The organism is Bradyrhizobium sp. 18BD, assembly GCF_054185225.1.
Genome location: NZ_JAVAYL010000032.1, coordinates 13,846 through 27,186 on the forward strand (window position 1 = coordinate 13,846; position 13,341 = coordinate 27,186).

The 13,341-nt window shown below is 63.8% G+C and carries 9 protein-coding genes; 6 read left to right on the forward strand and 3 right to left on the reverse strand.

The features are described from left to right. Nucleotides 1-62: 62 nt before the first annotated feature. Genes RAD16_RS38005 through RAD16_RS38015 form a run of 3 tightly spaced genes read right to left on the reverse strand, consistent with a single transcriptional unit; the run spans nt 63 to nt 4,835 of the window. A complete protein-coding gene (locus tag RAD16_RS38005) occupies nt 63-1,598 on the reverse strand; it encodes a SpoVR family protein (RefSeq protein ID WP_458162991.1) in 1,536 nt (511 codons plus the stop codon). Beyond that, nucleotides 1,595-2,878 carry a YeaH/YhbH family protein gene (locus RAD16_RS38010; protein WP_458162992.1) on the reverse strand — a complete coding sequence of 428 codons (1,284 nt, stop codon included), beginning with the start codon at nt 2,876-2,878 and terminating at the stop codon, nt 1,595-1,597. Before RAD16_RS38010 ends, RAD16_RS38005 begins: the two co-directional genes overlap by 4 nt. A gap of 13 nt (nt 2,879-2,891) precedes the next feature. Beyond that, complete coding sequence (locus tag RAD16_RS38015; protein ID WP_458162993.1) at nt 2,892-4,835, reverse strand: PrkA family serine protein kinase; 1,944 nt, start codon at nt 4,833-4,835, stop codon at nt 2,892-2,894. 969 nt (nt 4,836-5,804) lie between these two features. Here RAD16_RS38015 and RAD16_RS38020 point away from each other — a divergent pair. The 6 genes from RAD16_RS38020 to RAD16_RS38045 are packed head-to-tail and all read left to right on the forward strand — an operon-like array spanning nt 5,805 to nt 13,321. Then, on the forward strand, nt 5,805-8,654 hold the full coding sequence (locus RAD16_RS38020; protein ID WP_458162994.1) for a bifunctional transaldolase/phosoglucose isomerase: 2,850 nt from the start codon (nt 5,805-5,807) through the stop codon (nt 8,652-8,654). 13 nt (nt 8,655-8,667) lie between these two features. Beyond that, the gene (gnd, locus tag RAD16_RS38025) at nt 8,668-9,666 is read left to right on the forward strand and encodes a phosphogluconate dehydrogenase (NAD(+)-dependent, decarboxylating) (RefSeq protein WP_458162995.1); all 999 of its coding nucleotides are present in this window, start codon (nt 8,668-8,670) and stop codon (nt 9,664-9,666) included. Nucleotides 9,667-9,694: 28 nt separating this feature from the next. After that, on the forward strand, nt 9,695-11,206 hold the full coding sequence (zwf, locus tag RAD16_RS38030) for a glucose-6-phosphate dehydrogenase (protein WP_458162996.1): 1,512 nt from the start codon (nt 9,695-9,697) through the stop codon (nt 11,204-11,206). Further along, the gene (gene pgl, locus RAD16_RS38035) at nt 11,206-11,955 is read left to right on the forward strand and encodes a 6-phosphogluconolactonase (protein WP_458162997.1); all 750 of its coding nucleotides are present in this window, start codon (nt 11,206-11,208) and stop codon (nt 11,953-11,955) included. Before zwf ends, pgl begins: the two co-directional genes overlap by 1 nt. After that, nucleotides 11,942-12,472 (forward strand): gluconokinase, encoded by a 531-nt coding sequence (locus RAD16_RS38040; protein WP_458162998.1) that lies wholly within the window; start codon nt 11,942-11,944, stop codon nt 12,470-12,472. Before pgl ends, RAD16_RS38040 begins: the two co-directional genes overlap by 14 nt. Before the next feature lie 36 nt (nt 12,473-12,508). Beyond that, nucleotides 12,509-13,321 (forward strand): HAD family hydrolase, encoded by an 813-nt coding sequence (locus RAD16_RS38045; protein WP_458162999.1) that lies wholly within the window; start codon nt 12,509-12,511, stop codon nt 13,319-13,321. Nucleotides 13,322-13,341 lie beyond the last annotated feature (20 nt).

The window sequence follows — 13,341 nt, forward strand, 5'->3', positions numbered from 1 at the left end:
CACCTCCGTCGGGGCGCGCCAGTCAGGCTCACAGCATCAGACGTTGGATGTCGCCAGCCGCCTCAGGCCGCCACCGGGATCGGGCGCGGGCTCACGACGTATTCGCGCAAAACCTTGTCGTTGGTGTCGACCTCGATCAGCGAGACGTCGTAGGTCCAGAGATCTGCAAGGTGCTGCAGCACCCGCTTGGTGTCGGTCTCGTTGAGCTGCGAGCCCTTGATCACATGGTGATGCAGGATCAGCCGGCGATCTCCGGAGAGATCGACGTCGACCACCTCGATATTGGCGTCGATGAAGCCGACGTCGTGCTGGCGCGCCAGCTCGCGCCGGACGCGGCGGAAGCCGCGCTCGTCGTGGATGGCATCGACGCGGATGCCGGCGCGCTCCTCGGGATCGTCGTGCAAATGGAACATGCGGAAGTGCCGCATCAATTTGGGACTCAAGAACTGGCCGATGAAGCTTTCGTCGCGATAATTGGCCCAGACGTCGCGCAGCACGCCCATCACGTCGCCCTTGCCGGCGATGTCGGGGAACCATTCGCGGTCCTCATCCTCCGGCTTGGTGACGATGCGCTCGATGTCCTGCATCACGGCAAAGCCGAGCGCATAGGGATTGAACCCGGAGTAGCGCGGATCGTCGAATTCGGGCTGGAACACCACGTTGGTGTGCGAGCCCAGGAATTCGAGGAAGTTGCCGTCAGTGATGCGGCCCTGCTCGTGCAGCTTGGTCATGATGCGATAGTGGACGTAGGTCGCCGTCCCCTCGTTCATCACCTTGGTCTGGCTCTGCGGATAGAAATACTGCGCGATGTGGCGGACGATGCGCAGCAGCTCGCGCTGCCAGGGCGCCAGGCGCGGCGCGCTCTTCTCCAGGAAATAGAGCAGGTTCTCCTGCGGCAGGCCGAGCAGCTTGCGGCGGCGCTCGATGCTGAGTGCGGAGCGGCTCTTGGCGGCGCCCTTGGGCACGGTGCGCCAGAGATCGTTGAAGACCTCCTCCTCATGCTGGCGGCGGCGCCCTGCCCGCTTCTCTTCGGCGCGCAGATCCAGCTTCTTCTTGCCGGGATAGCGGTCGATGCCGTGCGACATCAGCGCGTGCGCGGCGTCGAGCGTGCGCTCGACCTCGGTGCGGCCGTAGCGCTCCTCGCACTGCATGACGTAGTTCTTGGCGAAGTCGAGGTAATCCAGGATGCCCTCGGCATCGGTCCACTGCTTGAACAGGTAGTTGTTCTTGAAGAAATGATTGTGGCCGAAGGCAGCGTGCGCGATCACCAGCGTCTGCATCGTCGCCGTGTTCTCCTCCATCAGGTAGGAGATGCAGGGCGAGGAGTTGATTACGATCTCATAGGCGAGCCCCATCAGGCCCTTGCGGTAGGACGCCTCGTGGAACGCGAACTGCTTGCCGAACGACCAGTGCTTGTAGAACAAGGGCATGCCGACGGAGGAGTAGGCATCCAGCATCTGCTCGGCGGTGATGACCTCGATCTGGTTCGGATAGACGTCGAGCCCGAGCTGCTTGAGCGCCACCTCCTCGCAGGCATCGGTGATGCGCTGTAAGGTGTGGAAATCCCAATCGGCGCCTTCGAACAGTCTTTCCGTCATGGAGCGGCTTTCTCCTGGGAAGTTTCGCGGCGCTGGAACAGGTCGTGGAACACCGGGAAGATCTCGCTGCGCTCGCTGACCTTGCGCATCGAGAGCGGTGCGCCGCTGTTACGCAGGCGATCATAGAGGGTCCAGAGCGAGGAGTCGGAGAGATCGAAGGCGCTGCCGCCGGATTCCCCGACCTCAAGATAGGCGAAGAACTGGCAGACCGGCAAAATCTTGTCGGTCAGCAGCATGCCCGTGAGCTCGCCGTCGGAATAGGAATTGTCGCCGTCGGAGGCCTGGGCTGCGTAGATGTTCCAGTCCGACGGATTGAAGCGCTCGCGCACGATCTCGTTCATCGCCTGCAGCGCGCTGGAGACCAGCGTGCCGCCCGAGGCCGGACCGTAGAAGAAGGTCTGCTCGTCCACTTCCTCGGCGCGGTCGGTGTGGCGGATGAAGACGATCTCGACATGCTTGTAGCGCCGCTTCAGAAACACGTAGAGCAGCATGTAGAAGCGTTTTGCCAGATCCTTCATGTGCTCGGACATCGAGCCCGACACGTCCATCAGGCAGAACATCACGGCCTGCGCGACCGGCCGCGGCACCTTCTCGTAGCGGCGATAGCGGATGTCGAGCGGATCGATGAAGGGAACCCGCTTGGCCTTCGCCTTCAGCTTTTCGAGCTGGGCGATGAGCTCCGCGCGTTCGTCCTCGTCGGTGCTGGCGGCGATCGCGGCTTCCAGCTCCTCGATCTCTTCCTTGCGGGGCCGCTTGAGCGCGATGCGGCGGGCCAGCGCGAGCTTTACGGTGCGGCTCACCGAAATGTTGGCCGGCGAGCCCGACGTGGTGTAGCCGGCGCGCTGGATCCCCTCGCTCTCGGTCTGCGCGATCTTGCGCTTGGCCAGATCCGGCAGCTCGAGATCGTCGAGGAAGAGATCGACGAACTCGTCACGGGAGAGCACGAAGCGGAAAGCGTCCTCGCTGTCGCCTTCGCCCGGACCTGAATCCTTGGCGCTGCCCTGGCCGGAGCGCTGGAGATAGTCGCCCTCGATGAACTTCTTGTTCCCGGGCAGCACCATGTCGCGCGTTCCGCCTTCACGGCGGAAACGCGGCTCGTGCATACCGTCGAGCGGTATCGTGACCTCACCGCCCTCGAGGACGTCCTTGATGTCGCGTTCCTGCGAGGTCTTCTTGACGGCGCCCTGCACCAGGGATTTGGCCCGACGCAAGAACCGCTGGCGGTTCTCGAGACTCTTGCCGCCTGGATTCAGGCGCCTGTCAATAATGTGAATCGGCACTTTTTCATCCGCCTCAACCAGCCTGCTTCACGCGCATGTACCATTCGACGAGCCGGCGAACCTGACGCTCGGTGTAGCCGCGCTCCACCATGCGTGCCACGAACTCGCCGTGCTTCTTCTCCGTCTCGCCGTCCTTCTTCGACCCGAAGGAGATGACCGGAAGCAGGTCCTCGACCTGGGAGAATATCCGCTTTTCGATCACGTCGCGAATCTTCTCGTATGAGGTCCAGGTCGGATTTTTGCCGCCGTTCTGGGCCCGCGAGCGTAACGAGAATTTGACGACCTCGTTGCGGAAGTCCTTGGGGTTGGCAATGCCCGCCGGCTTCTCGATTTTGGTCAATTCCTGGTTCAAAAGCTCGCGATCCAGCAGCTGGCCGGTGTCAGGATCCTTGAAGTCCTGGTCCTCGATCCAGGCGTCGGCGTAGTCGACGTAGCGGTCGAACAGGTTCTGGCCGTAATCCGAGTAGGATTCGAGATACGCCTTCTGGATCTCGTTGCCGATGAACTCGGCGTAACGCGGCGCCAGCTCCGCCTTGATGAATTCGAGATAGCGTTTCTCGACTTCCTCCGGCAGTTGCTCGCGGCGGATCGACTGCTCCAGCGCGTACATCAGATGCACGGCGTCGGCGGCGACCTCCTGCGGATCGTGGTTGAAGGTCGCAGCCAGGATCTTGAAGGCGAAGCGGGTGGAGACACCGTCCATGCCCTCGTCGACGCCGGCGGCATCGCGATATTCCTGGACGCTGCGCGCCTTAGGATCGGATTCCTTCAGGCTCTCGCCGTCATAGACCCGCATCTTGCCGAACAGCGTGGAGTTCTCGTGCTTGCGCAGGCGCGACATCACCGAGAACCGCGCCAGCGTCTCCAGCGTCGAGGGCGCGCAAGGCGCGGCCGCGAGCTCGGAGCCTTGGATCAGCTTCTCGTAGATCTTCTGCTCTTCGGTGACGCGCAGGCAGTACGGCACCTTGATGACGCAGATACGGTCGATGAAGGCTTCGTTGTTCTTGTTGGCCTTGAAGCTCGCCCACTCCGCTTCGTTGGAGTGCGCCAGGATGACGCCGGTGAACGGGATCGCGCCGATATTCTCGGTGCCGATGTAGTTGCCTTCCTGCGTTGCGGTGAGCAACGGATGCAGCATCTTGATCGGCGCCTTGAACATCTCGACGAATTCGAGGATGCCCTGGTTGGCGCGGTTGAGGCCGCCCGAATAGCTGTAGGCGTCGGGGTCGTTCTGCGCATAAGTCTCGAGCTTGCGGATGTCGACCTTGCCGACCAGCGAGGAGATGTCCTGGTTGTTCTCGTCACCGGGCTCGGTCTTGGAAACCGCGATCTGGCGCAGCCGCGACGGCTGGATCTTGGCGACGCGGAATTGCGAGATATCGCCGCCGAAGGCCTCGAGCCGCTTGTAGCACCACGGGCTCATCAAGCCGGTGAGGCGCCGGCGCGGAATGCCGTATTTCTCTTCCAGCATCGGCCCGAGATTATCGGGATCGAACAGGCTGAGCGGGCTCTCGAACACGGGCGAGAGTTCGTCGCCGGCCTTGAGCACGTAGATCGGCTGCACTTCCATCAGCGACTTGAGCCGTTCGGCGAGCGAGGATTTGCCGCCGCCGACCGGGCCGAGCAGATAGAGGATCTGCTTGCGCTCTTCGAGACCTTGCGCGGCGTGGCGGAAGAAGCCGACGATGCGCTCGATGGTTTCTTCCATGCCGTAGAAGCCGGCGAAGGCCGGATAGGTCCGGATGGTGCGGTTCAAAAAAATACGGCCAAGGCGTGGGTCCTTGGCCGTGTCAATCGTCTGGGGTTCTCCGATCGCAGCTAGCAGACGTTCGGCCGCATTCGCGTATTTCATGGGATCGCTTCGACACGATTCCAGATATTCCGCCATCGACATGTCGTGCTGGCTTCTCGCCTCGAACGACCGAGCGAAAGCGTTGAATAGAGAATCGTTGTACATGATCCCTCTCCGCGTGAGTTCCGCTACAAGCTGAAACGAAAGCGTTACTGGACCGTTCCTCAGGCCGCTTCTCGAATCAGCGTGAGCACATGACGATCATTGGACACCCGGGTGCCGACACCACGCAACGCACAAGGTAGGCACTCTGTGAATTACGAACAGGCACTTGCCTGTAATTTGTGCGAATCTATCTCTATCTTCGCTCATTTCCAGAAATTGTCACTCGCTCGCCACATCCGGGCAATACCGGGGACGGCTGCCTCCGGCACTGCAACATGACGATCCGCCAGCGGCAAACTTGTGACGTTTGCGGGGAGCTTGCGTGGCGCGTTCATCTTCCTGCTGCAATGCGATCTCCGGATTGCAGGCAGCATGAGTGTCGCGGCAAGCGCACAGCGCCGTGTCAAAATCGGTCGCCAGCCCCTCCGAAAGGATAACAATCCAACTGTTCAGCGCGTCGCGCGCAGCAGCGCGGACGCAGGAGCGCTGCCACGCTTGACCTGAAAGCAAAGCCTGCGCTCGGCAGCGTCACGCCGAAACCGCCGCGACGACCAGCCGCATGACGCATTGACCAATTTCGAGATCATGGGTGCACCGATGCGCACAGCCGGTCCGATCGATCGGCGGCAACGATAACGCCATCAGGATGCGCGCGCATGCTTTCCCCCAGCATGGCCATTCGCGACCGAACCAATCACGATCAGACGGATCGAACTCCACTGATGACACTCAGCGACGCGACAGATCATCCTCACGCAACAAGACCTCGGCCGAAGCATCCCGGTCAAACTTTTATTACGCAAAAGCACGACTCCCGCCGGATCGCCATGATCGCGACGGAGTTACCTTGAGGGGATGACGCCTACGCCCTTGATTGGTTCCCTCCCGGGAGCATGTGGGCTAAAGGATAGCGCGTCAGGACCGGCGCGGAAACCCCCTCCGCCCGCAGGCTTGGAGATAAAAAGCATCATGAATCCCGTCAAAGAACTGGAAAAGCACGGACAGGCCGTCTGGCTGGACTTCCTCGCCCGCGGCTTCATCGCCAAGGGCGACCTGAAGCGGCTGATTGACACCGACGGCCTCAAAGGCGTCACCTCCAATCCGTCGATCTTCGAGAAGGCGATCGGCAGCTCCGACGAATATGACGCCCCGATCGGCAAGGCGCTGAAGCGCGGCGACCGGACCGTGGCCGACCTGTTCGAAACCGTGGCGGTCGAGGACATCCAGGCCGCCGCCGACGTGCTCCGCCCGGTCTATGACCGCCTCAAGGGCGGCGACGGCTATGTCAGCCTCGAAGTCTCGCCCTATCTGGCGATGGACACATCAGGTACGGTCGCCGAGGCGCGCCGGCTCTGGAAGGACGTTGGCCGCAAGAACCTGATGGTGAAGGTGCCGGCGACGCCGGAGGGCCTGCCTGCGATCGAGACGCTGATCGGCGACGGCATTAGCATCAACATCACGCTGCTGTTCTCGAAGGCCGTCTATCTCCAGGTCGCCGAGGCCTACCTCGCCGGTCTCGAAAAATACGTCGCCGGTGGCGGCGATCCCTCGCATGTCGCGAGCGTGGCGAGCTTCTTCGTCAGCCGCATCGACAGCGTGGTGGACAAGCAGCTCGACGAGAAGATCGCCCGCGCCAACGATCCCTCCGAGAAGGAGCGCCTTGCCGCGCTGAAGGGCAAGGTCGCAATCGCCAACGCCAAGGTCGCCTATCAGGATTACAAGCGCCTGTTCTCGGGTCCGCGCTGGGAGAAGCTCGCCGCCAAGGGCGCCAAGCCGCAGCGCATGCTGTGGGCCTCGACCGGCACCAAGAACAAGGACTACAGCGACGTCCTCTATGTCGAGGAGCTGATCGGCCCAGACACCATCAACACCGTGCCGCCGGCAACGCTGGACGCCTTCCGCGACCACGGCAAGGTGCGCGACAGCCTTGAGGAAAACGTCGACGACGCTCACCGGGTGCTGGAAGAGCTGGAGCGCTCCGGCGTCTCGCTCGACGCCATCACCGAGGAGCTGGTCAAGGACGGCGTCAAGCTGTTTGCGGACGCCGCCGACAAGCTCTACGGCGCCGTCGCCCACAAGCGCGCCACCGTGCTAGGGCCCGCGATCGACCGCCAGCAGCTCTCGCTGGGTGACGGGCTCGGCAAGGCCGTGGCCAAGAGCACCGAGGACTGGCGCGCCGCGGCCAAGATCCGCAGGCTCTGGCAGCGCGACAAATCGGTCTGGACCGGCACGGACGAGAACAAATGGCTCGGCTGGCTCGACAGTGCCGCCAAGGCCGACGTCGCCGATTACGAGGACTACGCCAACCGCGTGAAGGGCCAGAAATTCTCCGACGCCGTCGTGCTCGGCATGGGCGGATCGAGCCTGGGTCCCGAGGTGCTGGCCGAGACGTTTGGGAAGAAACCCGGCTTCCCGAAGCTGCACGTGCTGGATTCCACCGATCCGGCGCAGGTCCGCGCGATGGAAGACAAGATCGACATCGCCAACACGGTGTTCATCGTGTCGAGCAAATCCGGCGGCACCACCGAGCCGAATGCGATGAAGGACTATTTCCACGAGCGCGTGGCGCAGGCCCTCGGCCCGAAGGCCAAGACCGGCTTCCGCTTCATCGCGGTGACCGATCCCGGCTCGTCGCTGGAGAAGGCGGCCAAGACGCTGAACTACGCCCGCATCTTCCATGGCGAGCCCACGATCGGCGGCCGCTATTCGGTGCTGTCGCCGTTCGGCCTGGTGCCGGCGGCCACGGCCGGCATCGACGTCAAGACCTTCATCAAGCATGCGCTCTCGATGGCGCGCTCCTGCGGACCGGACGTGCCGCCGAGCGAGAACCCCGGCGTGCAGCTCGGCCTCGCCATGGGCCTCGCCGCGCTCGAAGGCCGCGACAAGGTGACGATCCTGTCGTCGAAGAAGATCGCCGATTTCGGCGCCTGGGCCGAGCAGCTCATCGCGGAATCGACCGGCAAGGAAGGCAAGGGCCTGATCCCGATCGACGGCGAGCCGCTGGGCGCGCCCGCGCTCTACGGCAACGACCGCTTCTTCATCGACATCCGCACCGAGGGCGAAGCGGATGCCGCGCACGACTCCAAGCTTGCCGCGGTCGAAGCGGCCGGCCATCCCGTCGTCCGCATCGTCATGAAGTCGATCGACCATCTCGGCCAGGAGTTCTTCCGCTTCGAGATGGCAACCGCGGTGGCAGGCTCGATCCTCGGCATCAACCCGTTCGACCAGCCGGACGTGGAAGCGGCCAAGATCAAGACCCGCGAACTGACGGCGTCGTTCGAGAAGACCGGCGCGCTGCCGGCCGAGCAGCCCGTGGTCAGCACGGCGGAGGCCGATCTCTACACCGACGAAGCCAACGCTACGTCGCTGCGCGCCGCCGGCGCCAATGGCGACCTCACCTCCTGGCTGAAGGCGCATCTGTCGCGCTCGAACCATGGCGATTATGTCGCCCTGCTCGGCTACATCGCGCGCGACAAGGCAACGATCGACGCACTCCAGGCCATGCGGCTGGAGGTACGCGAGAAGCGTCATGTCGCAACCTGCGCCGAGTTCGGGCCGCGCTTCCTGCACTCGACCGGGCAGGCCTACAAGGGCGGGCCCGACAGCGGCGTGTTCCTCCAGATCACCGCCGACGATGCCAAGGATCTTGCCGTGCCGGGCCAGAAGGCGAGCTTCGGCGTGATCAAGGCGGCGCAGGCGCGCGGCGATTTCGACGTGCTCACCGAGCGCGGGCGGCGCGCATTGCGCGTCCACCTCAAGGGCGGGCTCAAGAAAGGTCTCGCGGCGCTCAATGCCGCGCTCAACGACGCACTGAATTGAAGGAAGCTTTCACATGCAACTCGGCATGATCGGCCTCGGCCGGATGGGCGGCAACATCGTTCGCCGCCTGATGCGTCACGGCCACTCGACCGTGGTCTATGACAAGGACGCCAAGGCCGTCGCGGGCCTCGCCGCCGACGGCGCGGTGGGCTCGGCGACGCTGGAAGAGTTCATCTCGAAGCTCGAGCGGCCGCGCACGGCCTGGGTGATGCTGCCTGCGGGGCACATCACCGAGACCACGATCGACACTATCGCGGGCGTGATGCAGGAAGACGACGTCATCATCGACGGCGGCAACACCTTCTGGCAGGACGACGTCCGCCGCGGCAAGGCGCTGAAGGCGCGCGGCATCCATTATGTCGACGTCGGCACCTCCGGCGGCGTCTGGGGTCTCGACCGCGGCTATTGCATGATGATCGGCGGCGAGAAGCAGGTGGTCGACCGGCTCGATCCGATCTTCGCCGCGCTCGCGCCCGGCGCCGGCGACATTCCGCGCACCGAAGGACGTGACGGACGCGATCCGCGCATCGAACAGGGCTACATCCATGCCGGTCCCGTCGGCGCCGGCCACTTCGTCAAGATGATCCACAACGGCATCGAATACGGCCTGATGCAGGCCTATGCCGAAGGCTTCGACATCCTCAAGAATGCCAACATCGACGCGCTGCCTGCCGATCATCGCTACGACATCGATCTCGCCGACATCGCCGAGGTCTGGCGTCGCGGCTCCGTGATCCCGTCCTGGCTGCTCGACCTCACCTCGACGGCACTCGCTGACAGCCCGGCGTTGTCGGAATATTCCGGCTTCGTCGAAGATTCCGGCGAAGGCCGCTGGACCGTGAATGCGGCGATCGACGAGGCCGTGCCGGCCGAAGTGCTGACCGCGGCGCTCTACACACGTTTCCGTTCCCGCAAGGAACACACCTTCGCAGAAAAAATTCTCTCTGCGATGCGCGCGGGGTTCGGCGGCCATAAGGAGCCGAAGCAGCCGGGCGCTTCGAAACCGAAGTAAGACGCAACAAAGCGAAGGCCAATCGTTCGTGACAAAAGACCCGCAAGCCAAGCGCAAGCCGGAAAATTGCGCCTTCGTCATCTTTGGCGTGACCGGCGACCTCACTCACCGCCTGGTGATGCCGTCGCTCTATAATCTCGCCGCCGAGCACCTGCTGCCGGAAAAGTTCTGCGTCGTCGGCGTGGCCCGCAAGGGCCAGTCCGATGACGAGCTGCGCGACAGCCTGATGAAGGGCCTGCGCCAGTTCGCGACGCGGCCCGTGGACGACGACATCGCCCGGAAGCTGCTGGAATGCGTGACCTTCGTCGAGGCCGATCCGAAGGACCCACCCTCCTTTGATCGTTTGCGCGAGCATCTGGATTCGCTGGAATGCGCCCAGGAAACCGGCGGCAACAGGCTGTTCTATCTCGCGACCCCACCGGCCGCGTTCGCACCGACCGCGCGCGAGCTCGGCCGCACCGGCATGATGAAGGAGAACGGCGCCTGGCGCAGGCTCGTGATCGAAAAACCGTTCGGCACCGACCTCGCCTCGGCCAAGGCGTTGAATGGCGAGCTGCTGAAGATCATGGACGAGCACCAGATCTACCGGATCGATCATTATCTCGGCAAGGAAACGGTGCAGAACATCCTGGTGCTGCGCTTTGCCAACGGCATGTTCGAGCCGATCTGGAATCGCAACCATATCGACCACATCCAGATCACCGTGGAGGAGAGGCTCGGTGTCGGCCATCGCGGCGGCTTCTACGACGCCACCGGCGCGCTGCGCGACATGGTGCCGAACCATCTGTTCCAGCTGATGTCGCTGGTCGCAATGGAGCCGCCGGCGCGTTTCGACGCGCATTCCGTCCGCTCCGAGAAGGCCGATGTGCTGACGTCGATCCAGCAGCCGAGCCGGGAAGCAGCGCTGAGAAACTCCGTCCGCGCGCAATATCTCGCCGGCCGCATCGGCGACGACGAGCTCACGGACTATCGCAAGACCGAGGACGTCAAGCCCGGCAGCACCACCGAGACCTTCGTCGCGCTGAAACTGATGATCGACAATTGGCGCTGGGCGGGCGTGCCGTTCTATCTGCGCACCGGCAAGGCGCTCGGCCACAAGCGCACGGAAGTGGCGATCAAGTTCAAGCAGGCGCCGCTGTCGATGTTCTCAGGCACCGACGTCGACCGCCTGTCACAGAACTTCCTCACCATCGGCATCGCGCCGACCGAGACCATCGAGCTGCAGTTCAACGCCAAGATCCCGGGGCCGAGCATCACCATCGACGGCGTCGAGATGAAATTCAAGTACGGCGACTATTTCCGCGCCGATCCCTCGACCGGCTACGAGACGCTGATCTATGACTGCATGATCGGCGACAACATCCTGTTCCAGCGTGCCGACGGCATCGAGGCCGGATGGCAGGCGGTGCAGCCGTTCCTGGACGCCTGGAAGAGCGAAGGCACCAACGGCATCGAGACCTATGAAGCCGGCAGCGACGGTCCGCGATGCGCCGACGAGCTGCTGCGGCGTGACGGGCGCAGCTGGCGGAAATATTCGTGATGGCCACGGCCGACCAGCCGAAGCTCATCGCCGCCACCGACGCCGAGGCGCTGGCAGAGGCCGCCGCCGAACGGGTGATGGCGCGGATCGCGGCCAATCCCGGCCGGATCGCGATCTGCCTCACCGGCGGCTCCAGCCCGAAGAGGCTCTATCAGCTGCTGGGTAGCGACGCGTATCGCGGCAAGGTCCCGTGGGATCGCGTGCACTGGTTCATCGGCGACGAGCGCTTTGTCCCGGAAAGCGATCCGCTCAACAACATGGCGGTGGCCCGCGCGACCTTTCTCGATCGCAACGCGCCGTCCGGCCATATCCATCCGATCCCGACCACAGCCGAAAATCCGGATCTCAGCGCCGAAGCCTATGCGCGTGAGCTGCAGGCCATCTACGGCGCTGAAAAGCTAGATCCGGCGCGGCCGCTGTTCGATTTGGTCCTGATGGGCGCCGGCCCGGACGGCCACACCGCCTCGCTCTTCCCGGGCTATCCCGCGATCGAGGAGACCACGCGCTGGGTCGTCGGCGTGCCCAAGGCCAATGTCGCCCCGTTCGTGCCGCGGGTGTCACTCACCCTGCCTGTGCTGGCCTCGTGCTACGAAATGCTGTTCGAGATTGCCGGGCACGACAAGCAGCCGATCTTGACGCGCCTCCTCAATGGCGAGAATCTGCCGGCCGTACGCGCGCGCTCGAATGGTGAGACCGTCTGGCTGGTCGACCAAGCCGCGCTTCCGGAGGGAATTCGTGGCGGGCGTTGAAGCACCTTGTGCGTTGATTGTGATGGGTGTGTCGGGTTCGGGCAAGAGCACAGTGGCGGAGGCGCTGGGTCAGCGGCTCGGCTGGCGATTCGAGGACGGCGACAGCTTTCACCCCGCCAGCAATGTCGAGAAGATGCGCGCCGGCCATCCCCTCACCGACGAGGACCGCTGGCCCTGGCTCAACGCCATCGCCGACGAGATCGCGCGGGTCTGCGACAGAGGCGAGCACGTCATCATCGCGTGCTCGGCGCTGAAGCACACCTATCGTGACGTGCTGCTGCGCGGCCGCGACGACGTCCGCTTCGTCTTCCTGAGGGGCACCAAGGAGCTGATCGCCGAACGGCTCGCACAGCGCAAGGGCCACTTCATGCCGGCCGGGCTGCTGACAAGCCAGTTCGACACGCTGGAGCCGCCGGAAGCGGGCGAGCACGTCATCACGGTCTCGATCGACGAATCCGTCGAGGCGATCGTGGACGGCGTGGTGCGGCAATTGCGATTGAGCGGGACGAAACGCTGAGAAACCGAACCCAATGTTCTGCCATAAGGTTCTGCCATGACGAAAATCTCACTGGTGGTCTCCGACGTCGACGGCACGCTGCTGACCAAGGACAAGACGCTGACGGACCGCGCGCGGGGCGCAGTGCAGCGGCTGCACCAGGCCGGCGTCGGCTTTACCATCACCTCCAGCCGCCCCGCCATCGGCATGCGCTTCCTGATCGAGCCGCTGGCGCTGTGGCTGCCGGTCGGCCCGTTCAACGGCTCCTCGATCATCGATCCCGAGATGAAGCCGGTCGAGCAGCATTTGATTCCAGCGAGCGCCGCCGAGCGATCCCTGAAAATCCTGCGCGAGTTCAGAGCCAACATCTGGCTGTTCACCTACGACAAATGGCTGATCGACAATCCCAGCGGTACATACGTCGCACATGAGCAGCACACGATCCGTTCCGACCCGACTATCGTGACGGATTTCTCTCCCTACCTCGCCAGCGCCTGCAAGATCGTCGGCGCCAGCGCCGATGCCGCGGGCCTGGAGCGCTGCGAAAAGGCGATGCAGGACGCACTCGGCAGCGAGGCGACGGCCGTCCGCTCGCAGACCTATTACCTCGACATTACACCGCCCGGCTTCGACAAGGGCACCTTCGTGCAGGCCATGGCCAACCGCCTCGGCATTTCCACCGATGCGGTTGCCACCATCGGCGACATGCAGAACGATCTCGCCATGTTCCGCGTCAGCGGCACCTCGATCGCCATGGGCAACGCCACCGACGACGTCAAGGACCAGGCCACCCACGTCACCGCCACCAACGAGCAGGACGGTTTTGCCGAGGCGATGGAGATGATTTTGAAGCGGAACGGGGTGGGTTGAGCAATGGGCCTGTCGGTGCG